This window comes from Streptomyces sp. NPDC043952 (assembly GCF_056435325.1).
The window spans coordinates 1-15,474 of sequence record NZ_JBWKES010000062.1 but is presented as its reverse complement, the minus strand read 5'-3'; the positions used below and the strand labels follow the sequence as shown (position 1 = coordinate 15,474).

The following is a 15,474-nucleotide window of genomic DNA, read 5'->3' as shown; positions in this document are numbered from 1 at the left end:
CACCACCCCCCAGGTCATCTGTTCGACAGGGGGCAACAGTCATGCCGGGCCCGGAGGCCAGCGGCCCTCTTACAGGACCGCGAAGAAGATAACGGGGCTGCCGCGGAGGGGTCCGGGGGCTGCCGGGGAGGGGCCTGGTGGAACGCATCGGAGGGGCTTGGTGGACCGCATCGGAGGGGCTTGGTGGAACGCCTCAGAAAAGCCCGGTGGCCGCGAAGCGCAGCACCAGTTGAGGTGCCCCGGACAGGGCGACGCCCGCCACCCCGGCGAGGGTGATCGCGGCCGTGAGCGGGGCCGGGACCCGGTGCCGGACGGCCTCGCCCTCGGGGGCGCGGAACAGCAGGGCGGTCCACTGGAGGTAGTAGTAGAGAGCGATCACCACGTTGACGGCCATGACGACCGCGAGCCAGCCCAGGCCCGCGTCCACGGCCGCCGAGAACACGGTGACCTTGGCGAACAGGCCGACGATCCCCGGCGGCAGCCCGGCCAGGCAGAGCAGGAAGAAGGCCATCAGGAGAGCGGTCGCCGGGTTGGTGCCGTACAGGCCCCGGTAGTCGGAGATCCGGTTCTGGCCGCGGTCGCGGCCCACTACGGCGGCCACCGCGAACGCGCCGAGGTTCACGACGGCGTACATGAGGGCGTACGCGACCGTCGAACCGATCGCCTTCTGCGCGTCCTTGGCGTACCCGGCCGCCGCGATCGGTACGAGGAGATAGCCGGCCTGGCCCACGGAGGACCAGGCGAGCAGTCGTACGGCGCTGTGGGCGCGCGTGGCCCGCTGGCGCAGCGCGCCGACGTTGCCGACGGTCATGGTGAGCGCGGCCAGGACCGCGAGCGCGGGCCCCCAGACGCCGGCGTACGACGGGAACGCGACCACGGTGACGAGGATCAGGCCGGAGAAACCCACCGCCTTGCCGACGACCGACAAGTAGGCGGCGACGGGCAGCGGCGCGCCCGCGTAGGTGTCGGGCACCCAGAAGTGGAAGGGCACGGCGGCCAGCTTGAAGGCGAAGCCGATCAGGGTGAGGACGACGCCCGCCTGGGCCAGGGTGTGCAACTGGCCGGGGGTGTCCGGAAGTCGCTGCGCCACCCGGGTGAGGTAGAGGGTTCCGGTGGCGGCGTAGACAAAGCTGACGCCCATCAGGCTGACCGCGGTGGCGGTGACCGAGGACAGGAAGAACTTCAGCGCGGCCTCGGGGGAGCGTTTGTCTCCGTGCCGGATGCCGACGAGCGCGAAGGCGGGCAGGGAGGCGGTCTCCAGGGCCACGATCAGGGTGGCCAGATCGCGGGCGGCGGGCAGCAGGGCGGCGCCGGCCGTGGCGGACAGCAGCAGGAACCAGAACTCGCCGGGCGGGACGCGCCGCCGGTCGTCGTCCAGGGTGGTGATCGACAGCAGGGCGGCGAGCAGGGCGCCGCCGAGGACCAGGAACTGGATGACGAGGGTGAAGTGGTCGGCGGTGTAGCTGCACGCGCGCGGGCCGCCGGTGCCCGATCCGGTGCCGGTGCCGGCCAGGCAGAAGGTGGCGCGGTCGCCGTCCAGCAGCGGCAGCAGCATCAGCGCGGCGGCGGCGAGTCCGGCCACCGAGATCCAGCCGAGGACGTTCTTGCGGGCCTCGGGCAGGAAGAGGTCGGCGACGAGCACGCCGAGCGCCACGACGGCGGCGATCAGGGGCGGGGCGACGGCGAGCCAGTCGACGGACTGGACCAGCGACGCGGCGGACGCGGCGAGGGGCTGGGCGCTCATCGGGTGCCTCCTGCGAGCAGCTGGTGCACGGCCGGGTCGGTCAGGCCGAGCAGGGCCCGTGGCCACAGTCCGGCGACGACGGTCAGGGCGACGAGCGGGGTCCAGGCGGCGAACTCGTAGCCCTGGACGTCGGCGAGCTTGGGCACCTCGCGCTCGGCGCCGCCCATGCAGACCCGGCGGACCACGATCAGCATGTACGCGGCCGTCAGCAGGGTGCCGAACGCGCCGATCGCCATGAAGGTGAGGAACGCGGGACGGCTGAGGTCCCCCGCGGGTTTGAACGCTCCGAACAGAGAGAGCATCTCGCCCCAGAACCCGGCGAGTCCGGGCAGCCCGAGGGAGGCCACGGCACCGAAGGCGAGCAGCCCGCCGAGGCGGGGCGCCTTGCCGTACAGGGCGAGGCCGGTCTCCTCGGCGGTGTCGAGGTCGGTGCTGCCGGTGCGCTCCTTCAGGGCGCCGACCAGGAAGAACAGCAGGCCGGTGATGAGGCCGTGGGCGATGTTGGCGAACAGGGCGCCGTTGACGCCGGTCGTGGTCATGGTGGCGATGCCGAGGAGGACGAAGCCCATATGGCCGACCGAGGAGTAGGCGATCAGCCGCTTGAGGTCGCCCTTCGCGCCCCGCCTGGCCAGCGCCAGACAGGCCAGGGACCCGTAGATGATCCCGACGACGGCGAACGCGGCGAGGTACGGCGCGAAGACGCGGAACCCGTGCGGCGCGACCGGCAGCAGGATCCGGACGAACCCGTACGTGCCCATCTTCAGCAGGACCCCGGCGAGCAGCACCGAGCCGGTGGTCGGGGCGGCGGTGTGGGCGTCGGGCAGCCAGCTGTGCAGCGGCCACATCGGGGTCTTGACCGCGAGCCCGAGACCGATCGCCAGAACGGCGATGACCTGCACGGACGCGGTCAGCGACCGGCCGTTGTCAGTGGCGAGTGCCACCATGTCGAACGTGCCCGCCTTGATTCCGATCAGGAGCAGGCCGAGCAGCATGACGACGGAGCCGAGCAGCGTGAACAGGATGAACTTCCACGCGGCCCGGTTCCGCCCCTCGCCGCCCCAGCGGGCGATGAGGAAGTACATCGGGATCAGCACGGTCTCGAACGCGAGGAAGAACAGCAGCAGATCGAGCACGGCGAAGGTCGCGAGCGTGCCGGTCTCCAGCAGGAGCAGCAGGGCGACGAACGCCTTCGGGGACGGGCCCGTGGGCGGCTTGAAGTAGGAGTGCAGCGCGCACAGGAAGGTCAGCAGCGCGGTCAGCACGACAAGGGGGAGGGAAATGCCGTCGACGCCGAGGTGGATCCGCACGTCGAGCGCGGGGATCCAGCTGATGTCGGTCGTGGCCTGCATCCTCGACGGATGGTGGTGGTCGAAGCCGAGCGCGAGCAGGATCGCGGCGGCGAGGATCACCCCGGTCACGGTGACGCCGTGGCGCAGCACGGACTGCTCGGGCGACTTCCCCTTCAGTCCGGGCGGGGCCGGCAGCAGGGCGGCGACGGCGCCGATGAGCGGGCCGACGACGATCAATGCCAGAAGGACTCGCATCAGGGACTCGTTGATATCGATCACGCCTGCTCACGCTCCCGTGGCGACGAGGACGACGGCGACCGCCAGGACGACGGTGCCGGCGAGCAGCGCGCTCACATAGGTCTGCACATTGCCGGTCTGGGCGCGGCGTACGGCGGCCCCGAGCAACCGGGGCAGCGCGCCGGCGGCGCCGACGTAGGTGTCCACGACCTCCCGGTCGAGGAAGCGGACGAGGCTCGCCGCGCCCCGCACCGGGCGGACGAACAGCGCGGCGTAGACGGCGTCGAGGTGGAAGCCGACGGCCGCGTGCCGGTGCAGCGGGCCGAGCAGCACCCGTCCGGGGTCCGCCGGGTCGGGGGCGTAGGCGATGTCGCCGTAGGCCGGGGTGTGGCTGGCGATGGCCTCGGCCTCGACCAGTCCCGCGTCGCCCTCGGGGTGGGCGGCGACCGCGCCGAGCGGGGGGCTCACGAGGCTTCGGGTGGTGCGCTGCCAGACGCCGTAGGTGAGGAGGGCGCCGGCCACGGCGAGACCCGTGCCGAGGATGGAGGTGAGCAGGGTCGGGGTCAGCGAGGTGCCGTCGAACCAGCCGGGCAGGGCGCGGTAGGCGAGCCCGCCGAAGGCCAGCGAGGGCACCGCGAGGATCCACAGGACCGCGGTCATGGTCAGCGGCTGGCGGCCGTGATCGGGGGCCTCGGCACCCCGGCCGTGGAAGGCCAGCAGCCACAGCCGGGTGGCGTAGGCGGCGGTGAGTACGGCGGTCACCAGACCGGCGACGAGGACGAGCCAGCCCGCCGCGCCGGGCACGTGCGCGGTGCCCCCGTGGGCCGCGTGTTCGGCGGCGCCGAGGACGGACTCCTTGGAGAAGAAGCCGCTGAACGGCGGGATCGCGGCGAGCGCGAGCAGGGCCACGGTCATCGTCCAGTAGGCGTCCGGGACCCGCTCGCGCAGGCCGCGCATGCGGGACATGGCGGCCAGCGAGTTGGTGCCGGAGGCGTGGATGATCACACCGGCGGCGAGGAACAGCAGCGCCTTGAAGGCGCCGTGGGACAGGAGGTGGAAGACGGCGGCACCGCGGTCGCCGACGGCCAGGGCACCGGTCATGTAGCCGAGCTGGCCGATCGTCGAGTAGGCGAGGACGCGCTTGATGTCGTCCTGGGCGAGCGCGGCGAGCCCGGAGCCGGTCATGGTGACGGCGGCCATCACGGCGAGGACCAGCATCGCGGCACCGGACGCCTCGAACACCGGGAGGAGACGGGCGACGAAGTAGACACCGGCGGCGACCATCGTGGCGGCGTGGATCAGCGCCGAGACCGGCGTCGGGCCGGCCATGGCGTCCGGCAGCCAGGTGTGCAGCGGGAACTGCGCCGACTTTCCGGCCACACCCGCGAGCAGCAGCAGGGCGACCAGGGTCGGATGGTGCAGCCCGCCGTTCGCGACCGTGCCGAGGACGGAGGTGATGCGGAAGGAGCCGGCGTCGGTGGCGAGCGCGAACAGGCCGATCAGGAACGGCACATCGCCGAGCTTGGTGACCAGGAACGCCTTGAGGGAGGCGGCGCGGGCCTCGGGGGTCTCCCAGTAGTGGCCGACCAGGAAGTAGGAGCAGATGCCCATGACCTCCCAGCCGACCAGCAGCACGATCAGATCGCCGGAGTAGACGACGAGCAGCATCGCGGAGGTGAACAGGGAGACGAGGGCGGCGTACGAGGGGTAGCGCGGGTCCTCGCGCAGATAGCCCGTGGAGTAGATCTGCACACAGGCCGCGACGAAGGCGACCAGGATCGCGACGAGCGCGGCGAAGCCGTCGAGGTGCAGGGCCAGTTCGACGGGCACCGAACCGGTGGGGGTCAGTTCCGTGTGCGCGTCCACGGCCGGTCCGCCGCCCTGGCGGACGGCGACCAGCGCGGCCAGCACCAGCGAGGCCAGCGGCGGCAGCACGGCGAGCGGGCGCACGAAACCGGGCGCGATACGGCCGAGCAGCAGCCCGGCCACGGCGCCGAGGAACGGCAGGAGGGGGACGAGTACGGCGAGGGTGGTCGTGGTCACGCGGTGGCCTCGGTCTTCTGTGCCCGGTCGGCACCCGGTTCCGCGTCATCGGGGCCTTCGGCGGTGTCGCGGAGCTTGTCGATGTCGGAGGTGCCGCGGTTGCGGTACACGGCGAGCACGATCGCCAGGCCGATGCCGATCTCGGCGGCGGCGATGGCGATGGTGAACAGGGTCAGCGCCTGGCCGGAGTGCAGGGTGTCGCGGGCGGCGCGGCTGAGCCAGACGTCGAAGGCGACCAGGTTGAGGTTGACGGCGTTGAGCATCAGCTCGACCGACATCAGGACCAGGATCGCGTTGCGGCGGGCGAGGACGCCGTACAGGCCGGTGCAGAAGAGGAGGGCGGAGAGTACGGCGGGGTAGACGAGGTGCATCAGCGGGCGCCGTCCTTCTGGGCGGGCACGGGCGTCGGCGTACGGGCGTCCGGCTCGTCCCCGCCGTCGGCCTCGGCCTTGGCTTTGCGGGACAGGACGATCGCGCCGACCAGGGCCGCGAGGAGCAGCACGGACAGGGCCTCGAAGGGCAGCACCCAGTACCGGAACAGGCTCGCCCCGGTGACGTGGGTGGTGCCGGCGGCCGGTCCGGTCAGGTCGATCCAGGTCGTACGGAAGGCGTCGGCGACCACCCACACCAGGGCGACGGCGGCGGCGACCGCGACCGCGAGGGCGGCCCAGCGGTTGCCGGAGTCGGCGTCCGGGGAGCGGCCGATGGGGGCCCTGGTGAGCATCAGCCCGAACAGGAGGAGTACGACGACGGAACCGACGTAGATCAGGACCTGCGCCCAGGCGATGAACTCGGCCGTGAGCAGCAGGTATTCCACGGCGAGGCCGCCGAGCGCGACCACCAGCCACAGGGCGGCGTGCACCAGTTGCCGCGTGGTGACGGTGATCAGCGCGGCGCCGAGGGTGACCAGGCCGACGAGGAGGAAGGCGATCTCGACGCCGGTCGGGGAGAGGAAGCCGTGCGGGGCCGCGGCGAGGAAACCGGGGCTCGGGGCGGGGGTCATGCGTCGCCCTCCTTCGAGTCGGCCTGCGCCGCCTCGGCCTGTGCCGCTGCCAGCTTCTCGGCGCTCTTGCGGGCGGCGGCGATCTCCTTCGGCTCCTCCGCGCCCGGATCGAGCGCGGGCGGGGCCGGCACGGTCCACATCCACTCGCGGAGCTTGTCCCGCTCGTGGGTGAGTTCGTGGATGTCGGTCTCGGCGTACTCGAACTCCGGGGACCAGAACAGCGCGTCGAAGGGGCAGACTTCGATGCAGATACCGCAGTACATGCACAGGGCGAAGTCGATGGCGAACCGGTCGAGGACGTTGCGGCTGCGCTCGCGGCCGCCGGGTGCGGCGGGCGGCACCGTCTCCTTGTGGGAGTCGATGTAGATGCACCAGTCGGGGCATTCGCGGGCGCACAGCATGCAGACCGTGCAGTTCTCCTCGAACAGGCCGATCACGCCGCGGGTGCGGGGCGGCAGTTCGGGCAGCGTGTCCGGGTACTGCTCGGTGCCGTGCTTGCGCGTCATCGTGCGCAGGGTGACGGCGAGGCCCTTGGCGAGTCCGGAACCGGGGATGCGGGGCCGGGTGGGCGGAAGCGACTCGGCCATCAGGAGATCACCACCTTGACGATGCCGGTGAGGGCGATCTGGGCGAGGGAGAGGGGGACGAGCAGGGTCCAGGACAGCTTCTGGAGCTGGTCCTCGCGCAGCCGGGGGTAGGTGACGCGGAGCCAGATGACGAGGAAGGCGAGGATCGCGGCCTTCAGCAGCGTCCAGACCCAGCCGAGCCCGTCCGCGCCCCAGGGGCCGTGCCAGCCGCCCAGGAAGAGGACGGTGGTCAGACCGCACAGCACGACGATGCCGGCGTACTCGGCGAGCAGGAACAGGGCGAAGCGCAGGCCGGTGTACTCGGTGTACGCGCCGAAGATGATCTCCGAGTCGGCGACGGGCATGTCGAACGGCGGGCGTTGCAGCTCGGCGAGCCCGGCGACGAAGAAGACGACCGCGCCGATCAGCTGCCAGGGCAGCCACCACCAGTGGAAGGCGTGCAGGATGCCCGGCAGGGAGACGGTGCCGGCCGCCATCGCGACGGAGGCCGCGGCGAGCAGCATCGGCAGTTCGTAGGCCAGCAGCTGGGCGGCGGTGCGCAGGCCGCCGAGCAGGGAGAACTTGTTGGCGCTGGCCCAGCCCGCCATGAGCGAGCCGAGGACGCCGACGCCCATCACCGCGAGCGCGAAGAACACGCCGGCGTCCAGGGCCTGGCCGACGGCGCCCTCGCTCGGTCCGATCGGGATGACGAGCAGGACGAGCAGGTACGGCAGCAGGGCGACGGCGGGCGCGAGCTGGAAGACCCGGCGGTCGGCCTGCGCCGGCACCACGTCCTCCTTCTGGGCGAACTTCACCCCGTCCGCGACCAGCTGGGCCCACCCGTGGAACCCGCCCGCGTACATCGGCCCGAGCCGCCCCTGCATATGGGCCATCACCTTGTGCTCGGTCTGCCCCACGACCAGCGGGAAGACGAGAAAGACGACGAACACGGCCACGAGCCGCAGGGCGACGTCGAGTGCGCCGTTCACTGCGGGCCTCCTGGGGGATCGGTCGGGGGGACTTCGGGGGTCGGGGTGGGGTCGGGGTCCGGGGCGGGTTTCGGGTTGGTGTTCGGGGTGGGGCTCGGGTCGGTGTTCGGGGTGGGGCTCGGGTCAGAGTCCGGCTTCCGGTCCGAGGCCGGGTTCGGGTCCGGGTCGGAGACCGGGGTAGGGCTCGGGTCAGAGTCCGGCTTCCGGTCCGGGTCGGAGACCGGGGTAGGGCTCGGGTCAGAGTCCGGCTTCCGGTCCGAGGCCGGGTCCGGGTCCGGGTCGGAGACCGGGGTGGGGCTCGGGTCAGAGTCCGGCTTCCGGTCCGAGGCCGGGTCCGGGTCCGGGTCGCAGACCGGGGTAGGGCTCGGGTCAGAGTCCGGCTTCCGGTCCGAGGCCGGGTTCGGGTCCGGGTCGGAGTCCGACTTCGGTTCCGAGGTCGGGGTCGGGGTCGGGGTCGGGTCCGAGGCCGGGTCCGGGTCGGAGTTGGGGGTCGAGTCCGGGTCGGACGGGGGTTGGCTGGTCCGGGGCTGCGAAGCGGTCGGTTCCGAGGGCTCGGCCGGTTCTGAGGGCTCGGCAAGGCGTGACGGCCCGGTCGGCTCCGAAGGCTCGGCGGGCCGTGACGGCTCGGGCGACTGGGACGGCTCGGGCGTGGGCTGCGGCTCGGCGGCTTCGACGGACCGCGGCTCAGCCGCCTCGCGCGATTCTACGCCACCTCGCCCAGCCCCCACGTGAGACTCCGGCTCGGCGGCCCCCTCCGCGTCGGCGGATTCAGCGGACCGCGACTCAGCCGCCTCGCCTGCCTCTACGGCACCTCGCCCAGCCCCCTCGCGAGACTCCGGCTCGGCGCCCCGCTCCGTCTCCGCGGCCTGCTCAGCCTCGACGGCCTGCTCAGGCTCCGCGGCCCTCTTCGGCTCCGCGGCCGGCTCGGGCTCCGCAACCCGCTCCGTCTCCGCGGCCTGCTCAGCCTCGACGGCCTGCTCAGGCTCCGCGGCCCTCTTCGGCTCCGCGGCCGGCTCGGGCTCCGCAACCCGTTCCGGCCCCGCGGCCCGCTCCGGCTCGTCGAACGCCGGGCGGGCGTGGTGCCATGGGGCGTCCGCGCTGCGCGGTGCCGTACGGCCGGCCGGGCGGTCGGCGTTTCCGGAGCCCGCGGGCCCCTCCGCCGAGCCGGTCGCCGGGGGCTCCGGGGTGCGCTGGGAGGCCGAGCCGTCCGACGCGCTGCGGGCACGCCGGGGACGGGCCGGTGCCGGAGCGGGACCGGCGGCGGGCCCCTCCGCCCCGGACCGCGCGGCATCGCTCCCGGTCGCCTGGCTCGCCGACCCCTCGCTCGCGCTCCGCATCCGCCGCGGACGGGCCGGACCACCGGCGCCGGGCCCCGGCTCGGCACCAGCCACGCCACCCGAACCAGCCGCACCAGCGGCACCGGGCGCACCAGCCGCACCGGCCGCACCAGTCGTACCGCCCTCGGCCGCCGGCTCCTTCGGCTCCCCCGCTATCTGACTCGCCGACCCCTCGCCGGCACTCCGCATCCGCCGCGGACGCGCCGGCGCACCGGCAGCGGCACCGGCCCCCGCCTGGGAATCCCCCTCCACCGGCGCTACCTGACTCGCCGAGCCCTCGCTCGCGCTCCGCGTCCTGCGCGGACGCGCCGGGGCAGCGCCCTCCGTCGCGCCCGGCTGGCCGGCCGAGCCCTCCGCCGCGGTGCGGGTGCGCCGTACCGGGCGGTCTCCGGCGGCGCGGGCCGGGCGGGCCGGGGCGGCGGGGAGCTGACCCTTGAGGGGGCCCCACTCGTTGGGGTCGGGGACGCCCGGCGGGAGCATCTGGCGGCGCTTGGGACCACCGTGCTCGGACTCGCCGGGCTCCTTCGCGCCGGGCCACGCCTTGGCGACACGCGCGGCGAGCACGAAGTCCTTGCGCAGCGGGTGACCCTCGAAGTTCTCGGGGAGGAGCAGGTGTTCGAGCCCCGGATGCCCCTCGAAGGTCACCCCGAACATTTCGCACGTCTCGCGTTCGTGCCAGGCCGCACCGGCGTACACCCCGACGGCGGTCGGCAGCACCGGCGCCGTGTGCGGCACCGTCGTCCGCACGAGGAGGCGGCGGACCGGGTGCAGGGCCACCACGTGGGCGGACACGCGCAGGCCCGCGCCCGGTTCGTCGACCGCGCTGAGCCAGTCGAAATAGGTGCAGGTCAGCGTCGTACGGGCCGTCTGAAGCGCGGTGAGCCAGGCGGACGGCGGGACGTCCACCGTCAGGACCTCGTACGACTCCTCGGCCACCGCTTCCGGGCCGAACAGTTCTTCGACGGGGGCGGGCAGCCAGCCGGCCGTGCTCATCGCGCGCCCTCCTCGCCGGCCGGGGCGGGCGGCCGTACCAGACCGCTCTGGAGCGCGGCGGCGGACGGCCGGGCGGCGCCGTGGCCGTACCGCTCCCCCAGCGACTCGGCGGCGATCTTCTCCTGGAGCTTGAGGATGCCCTGGAGCAGCGCCTCGGGACGCGGCGGGCAGCCGGGCACGTACACGTCCACGGGGATGATCTGGTCGACGCCCTTGGTGACGGAGTACGAGTCCCAGTAGGGGCCGCCGCAGTTGGAGCAGGCGCCGAAGGAGATGACGTACTTGGGTTCGGGCATCTGTTCGTACAGGCGCTTGACGGCGGGCGCCATCTTGTCCGTGACCGTGCCCGAGACCACCATCAGGTCGGCCTGGCGGGGCCCCGGCGCGAACGGGATGACGCCGAGCCGGATGAAGTCGTGCCGGGCCATCGACGCGGCGATGAACTCGATCGCGCAGCAGGCGAGGCCGAAGTTGAAGACCCAGAGCGAGTAGCGGCGGCCCCAGTTGAGGACCACCTTCATGGGCTCGGGCGCCAGCCTGGCCAGCGCGCCCAGCCGCTTGGGCTCGGGGAGGTACACGGGGTCCGGGGTCACGTCCATGCCAGGACGCCCTTCTTGTATGCGTACAGCAGGCCGACGGCGAGGAAGCCGAGGAAGACGAACATCTCCACGAGGGTCGTCGCGCCGTAGCCGGGGGCGGCGAAGACCGTCGCCCAGGGGAACAGGAAGACCGAGTCGACCGCGAAGATCACGTACAGGAAGGCGTAGACGTAGTAGCGGACCTGGGTGTGGGCCCAGCCCTCGCCTACGGGGTCGACACCGCACTCGTAAGTCAGGAGTTTTTCCGGGGTGGGCACTACGGGGCGCAGCAGCCGGCCGGCGCCGAACGCGACCGCGACGAACAGCACGCCGACGACGGCGAGCAGCCCCACGGCCGAGTACGACCGGAAATAACCGGCCGCGGTGACGACGTGTGTCGCGGCGATGGTCGAGTCCCCCAGCGTCTCCCGCACCGTCCGTCCCTCGCTCTCTGACCTCGTGACCTGTACGCACGGGAGTCTAGGCCCTGATAAAGAACCGGTAAGCAGGCAGTCACGCCGCGAGACGCCCCGCGGCGGCCGGGGGTGGGGTTTTCCCCCGTAGGCGGAGGGCGGTGTACCGCATGGCGCGGAAGGTGCCGCATTCGGCAGGCTGTCCGGTATGACCGCTCCCAGCTCCGCCGCCGACCGGCCCGACGGCCCCGTCCGGTACGACGGCCCCGACCGGCCCGGCATACCCGGTCGGCCCTACGGCACCGACCGCCTCCCGCCCCCGAGGCCGGCCTACGACATCCATACGTGGAAGGAGATCACGCACCTCCTGCTCAACCTGCCGACGTCGGTGTTCGGCTTCGTCTACGCGATCACCGTGCTGTCCGTCGGCGGCGCCCTCACCGTCACCGTGATCGGCCTGCCGCTGCTGGCGCTGTCCCTGCTGGGCGCCCGGCAGCTGGGGAAGCTGGAGCGGGCGCGGGCCAGGGCACTGCTCGGGGTACGGGTGGAGGAGCCGTCGCCGCTGCCGCTCGCCCGCGGCGGGAGCATGCTCCAGCGGGCGTGGATGGCGCTGAAGGACCCGGTGGGCTGGCGCACGTTGCTGTACGACGCGATCCGGCTGCCCTGGGGCGTCCTCACCTTCTGCACCGTGCTGACCTCGCTGTTCGTGCTGTGGCCCCTGCTGCCGTACCTCGCCCGCGGGCTGGCGAACGTGGACCGGGCGATGGTGCGCGGCCTGCTCTCCCCCTCCGACGAGCTGGAACGCCGCATAGCGGAACTGGAGTCGGACCGGGGCGTCGTGGTGGACACCGCCGCCGCCGACCTGCGCCGCATCGAACGCGATCTGCACGACGGCGCCCAGGCCCGGCTGGTCAACCTGGCCATGGGGCTGGGCCTGGCCAAGGAGAAGCTGCTGGAGGACCCGGACACCGCGGCGGCGATGGTGGCGGAGGCACACGGCGAGGTGAAGCTGGCCCTCCAGGAGCTGCGCGACCTGGCCCGCGGCATCCATCCCGCCGTCCTCACCGACCGCGGTCTGGACGCCGCCCTGTCCTCGGTCGCCGCTCGGTGCACGGTGCCGGTCAAGGTGACCGTGGACCTCGCCGACCGCCCCGCCGCGGCCATCGAGGGCATCGCCTACTTCACCGTCTCCGAGCTGCTCCAGAACGTCAGCAAGCACAGCGGTGCCCGCTCCGCCTCGGTGGACGTGTGGCGTGCCGCGGACCGGCTGCTGATACAGGTGCACGACGACGGCCGGGGCGGCGCCAGCCTGGACGGCGGCAGCGGGATGCGGGGCCTGGCGGACCGGCTGGGCGCGGTGGACGGCCTGTTCGTGGTCGACTCCCCGGCCGGCGGCCCGACCGAGGTCACGGCCGAACTGCCGTGGCGGGACCGGGAGAAGTAGCCCCGAGGAGCGGCGGCGGACGCCCGCCGGACCGGCGGGGGTGGGGAAAACCCCCGGTTCAGGACGCCGACGGACTCCATGGTCCGCAGGGCCTCGGCACAGGACTCTTGAGTCACGGCTGAACCGCCGCTGGCACGAGGAGAACGGGACGACATCGATGGCCACTCAGTACGAACACGGTGGGTACGGCCAGGGATACGACGTGGGCGACGACGAACGGCGGTATGGATCCGGCCCGCGCCCCGGCCCCCGCCCCCGGCTGCCCGCCGCGCTGCGGGCGCCGTTCGAGGCCCGCACCTGGCGGGAGCTGGGTTACGTCCTGCTGAGCCTGCCGGTCTCGATCGCGCTGTTCACCTGGACGGTGGCGATGGTGTCGCTGGGCGCGGGCCTGCTGGTGACCTTCCTCGGCGTCCCCGTCCTCGCCGCGGCGCTGGCCGGCTGCCGGGGCTTCGGCGCGCTGGAGCGGGTGCGGGCGCGGGCGCTGCTGGGCGTGGACGTGCCCGGTCCGGAGCCGCTGCGGGTGCGCAAGCCGGGCGCGCTGGCCTGGATGGGCGCGGTCCTCAAGAGCGGCGCCTCCTGGCGGAGCCTGCTGTACGCACTGGTCCAGTTCCCCTGGGCGGTGTTCACCTTCACGGTCGCGGTGGTCCTGTGGACGCTGAGCCTGACCTTCCTGACCTACCCGCTGTGGTTCTGGGTCTTCCCGGCGTACGCCGGAGAGGGCGGCGTCCAGCTGTACGGCGACGAACACCACCACATCTATCTGGACACCCCGTTCGAGATCACCGTGACCGCGCTGGTCGGGCTGCTGTTCACGCTGGCCACGCCCTGGCTGGTGCGCGCCCTGACGACGCTGGACGGGCTGCTGGTGCGCGGGCTGCTCGGCCCGTCGCTGCTGTCGGAGCGGGTGGTGGAGCTGGAGTCGGACCGGGGCGTCGTGGTGGACACCGCCGCCGCCGACCTGCGCCGCATCGAACGCGATCTGCACGACGGGGCCCAGGCCCGGCTGGTCGGCCTGGCGATGGACCTGGGGCTGGCCAAGGAGAAGATGCGGGAGGACCCGCAGGCGGCGGCGCGCATGGTGGAGGACGCGCACGGCGAGGTGAAGACGGCGCTCCAGGAGCTGCGCGCGCTCGCCCGTGGCATCCACCCGGCGGTGCTGACCGACCGTGGCCTGGACGCGGCCCTGTCGGCGGTGGCCTCCCGGTGCACGGTGCCGGTCCGGGTGGAGGTCGATCTGCCGTCCCGTCCGGCGCCGGCCATCGAGGGCATCGCCTACTTCACGGTCTGTGAACTGCTCCAGAACGTCGCCAAGCACAGCGGGGCACGCTCCGCCTCCGTCGATGTGTGGCATGTGGAGGACCGCCTGATGCTCCAGGTGGCCGACGACGGGGTGGGCGGCGCGGATGCCTCCGCCGGCTCGGGCCTCGCGGGGCTCAAGGGCCGCCTGGACGCGGTGGACGGCATCCTGCTGGTGGACTCCCCGGCGGGCGGTCCGACGCGGGTGATAGCGGAACTCCCCTGGCGCGGCCGGCCGACGACCAACTAGCTTCTGACCAGCGGATATACCGGCACTCGAACCAGTTATCCACAGGGCCTGGCACGCTGTGTGCCGATTCCTGGAATGCTTGGGCCTCGTACACGGCGCGTCCCCGATGGGCGTCGCCACGGGACCGCGCATGACGGGGGCGAAGGACGTGGAGGACAGAGTGCGGGTGGTCATCGCCGAGGATTCGGTGCTGCTCCGAGAGGGTCTGACCCGGCTGCTGACCGACCGGGGACACGAGGTGGTGGCCGGGGTCGGGGACGCGGAGGCGCTGGTGAAGACCATCGCCGACCTGGCCGGCGAGGGCGCGCTGCCCGATGTGGTGGTGGCGGACGTGCGGATGCCGCCGACGCACACCGACGAGGGGGTGCGGGCGGCCGTGGCCCTGCGCAAGACGCATCCCGGCCTCGGGGTGCTGGTGCTGTCGCAGTATGTGGAGGAGCGGTACGCCACCGAACTGCTGGCCGGTTCCACGCGGGGCGTGGGCTATCTGCTCAAGGACCGGGTGGCGGACGTCCGGGAGTTCGTGGACGCGGTGGTGCGGGTCGCCGAGGGTGGTACGGCGCTCGACGCGGAGGTGGTCACGCAGTTGCTGGGCCGCAGCCGCAAACAGGATGTGCTGGCCCGGCTGACCCCGCGCGAGCGCGAGGTGCTGGCGCTGATGGCGGAGGGGCGTACGAACTCGGCGATCGCCCGGCAACTGGTCATCAGCGACGGCGCGGTGGAGAAGCACGTCAGCAACATCTTCCTCAAGCTCGGCCTGTCGCCGAGCGACGGGGACCACCGGCGGGTGCTCGCGGTGCTCACCTACCTGAACTCCTGACCGGGCGTCCGGGCCTGCGGACGGGCTCCTGACCGGAGGTCCTCGGCGGGTGGGGTCGGCCGGGCGTCAGGGGCGTATCAGGGGATCCGGCTTCCGTGGGAATGAGGAGTCCCCGGCAGGAGAGCGGAGGGGTGAACCGGGGAAGGAAGCCCTGACATGTCAGCGCTACACGTCGTCTCGAAACATCATCCGAATCTGCGGATGACCACGGGAAGGCGACCCTAACCGACGTAGGGTTGATCCTGGGATTGGTCCGTGGGACGACCACGCCCCGGACAGCCGCCTCGAAGGAGGTCCAGTTCAGTGACCAGCCAGGTCAGTAGCCCAACGGAACAGGCCGACGAATCTGTCGTCGGGGAGCAGCGCAAACCGGGCGGCGCGAAGGATGTGCGGCGTCTGGACCGGGTGATCATCCGGTTCGCGGGGGACTCGGGTGATGGTATGCAGCTCACCGGGGACCGGTTCACCTCGG

At 72.7% G+C, this 15,474-nt stretch carries 12 protein-coding genes and 1 pseudogene; 3 read left to right on the top strand and 10 right to left on the bottom strand.

Annotated elements, in window-relative coordinates; all coding sequences use genetic code 11:
• Window positions 1–193 precede the first annotated feature (193 nt).
• From AC069R_RS33670 to AC069R_RS33625, 10 genes and pseudogenes are all read right to left on the bottom strand, one after another.
• The gene (locus tag AC069R_RS33670) at window positions 194–1,744 is read right to left on the bottom strand and encodes an NADH-quinone oxidoreductase subunit N (RefSeq protein ID WP_478770499.1); all 1,551 of its coding nucleotides are present in this window, start codon (window positions 1,742–1,744) and stop codon (window positions 194–196) included.
• A complete protein-coding gene (locus AC069R_RS33665) occupies window positions 1,741–3,312 on the bottom strand; it encodes an NADH-quinone oxidoreductase subunit M (protein ID WP_478770498.1) in 1,572 nt (523 codons plus the stop codon). Before AC069R_RS33665 ends, AC069R_RS33670 begins: the two co-directional genes overlap by 4 nt.
• A gap of 6 nt (window positions 3,313–3,318) precedes the next feature.
• Window positions 3,319–5,313: an NADH-quinone oxidoreductase subunit 5 family protein gene (locus tag AC069R_RS33660; RefSeq protein ID WP_478770497.1), complete on the bottom strand. Its 1,995-nt coding sequence runs from the start codon at window positions 5,311–5,313 to the stop codon at window positions 3,319–3,321.
• Entirely contained in the window at window positions 5,310–5,684 is a 375-nt protein-coding gene (gene nuoK / locus AC069R_RS33655; RefSeq protein WP_478770496.1) for an NADH-quinone oxidoreductase subunit NuoK, read from the bottom strand. The genes AC069R_RS33660 and nuoK overlap by 4 nt, the downstream gene beginning before the upstream one ends.
• Window positions 5,684–6,316 carry an NADH-quinone oxidoreductase subunit J family protein gene (locus tag AC069R_RS33650; RefSeq protein WP_478770495.1) on the bottom strand — a complete coding sequence of 211 codons (633 nt, stop codon included), beginning with the start codon at window positions 6,314–6,316 and terminating at the stop codon, window positions 5,684–5,686. Before AC069R_RS33650 ends, nuoK begins: the two co-directional genes overlap by 1 nt.
• Complete coding sequence (locus AC069R_RS33645; protein ID WP_478770494.1) at window positions 6,313–6,903, bottom strand: NuoI/complex I 23 kDa subunit family protein; 591 nt, start codon at window positions 6,901–6,903, stop codon at window positions 6,313–6,315. Before AC069R_RS33645 ends, AC069R_RS33650 begins: the two co-directional genes overlap by 4 nt.
• Complete coding sequence (locus AC069R_RS33640) at window positions 6,903–7,871, bottom strand: complex I subunit 1/NuoH family protein (protein WP_478770493.1); 969 nt, start codon at window positions 7,869–7,871, stop codon at window positions 6,903–6,905. Before AC069R_RS33640 ends, AC069R_RS33645 begins: the two co-directional genes overlap by 1 nt.
• Before the next feature lie 1,226 nt (window positions 7,872–9,097).
• Window positions 9,098–10,201: pseudogene (locus AC069R_RS33635) on the bottom strand (NADH-quinone oxidoreductase subunit C); the annotation flags it as partial.
• A complete protein-coding gene (locus AC069R_RS33630; protein ID WP_478770492.1) occupies window positions 10,198–10,800 on the bottom strand; it encodes an NADH-quinone oxidoreductase subunit B in 603 nt (200 codons plus the stop codon). The gene AC069R_RS33630 and the pseudogene AC069R_RS33635, both read right to left, overlap by 4 nt.
• Window positions 10,791–11,213, bottom strand: a complete 423-nt coding sequence (locus tag AC069R_RS33625) for an NADH-quinone oxidoreductase subunit A (RefSeq protein ID WP_397984564.1) — start codon at window positions 11,211–11,213, stop codon at window positions 10,791–10,793. The genes AC069R_RS33630 and AC069R_RS33625 overlap by 10 nt, the downstream gene beginning before the upstream one ends.
• Before the next feature lie 187 nt (window positions 11,214–11,400).
• Here AC069R_RS33625 and AC069R_RS33620 point away from each other — a divergent pair, with 187 nt between their 5' ends.
• From AC069R_RS33620 to AC069R_RS33610, 3 genes are all read left to right on the top strand, one after another.
• Window positions 11,401–12,636 (top strand): sensor histidine kinase, encoded by a 1,236-nt coding sequence (locus tag AC069R_RS33620; protein WP_478770491.1) that lies wholly within the window; start codon window positions 11,401–11,403, stop codon window positions 12,634–12,636.
• A gap of 157 nt (window positions 12,637–12,793) precedes the next feature.
• Entirely contained in the window at window positions 12,794–14,182 is a 1,389-nt protein-coding gene (locus AC069R_RS33615) for a sensor histidine kinase (RefSeq protein WP_478770490.1), read from the top strand.
• 130 nt (window positions 14,183–14,312) lie between these two features.
• Entirely contained in the window at window positions 14,313–15,002 is a 690-nt protein-coding gene (locus tag AC069R_RS33610) for a LuxR C-terminal-related transcriptional regulator (protein WP_397984567.1), read from the top strand.
• The last annotated feature ends 472 nt before the right edge of the window (window positions 15,003–15,474 follow it).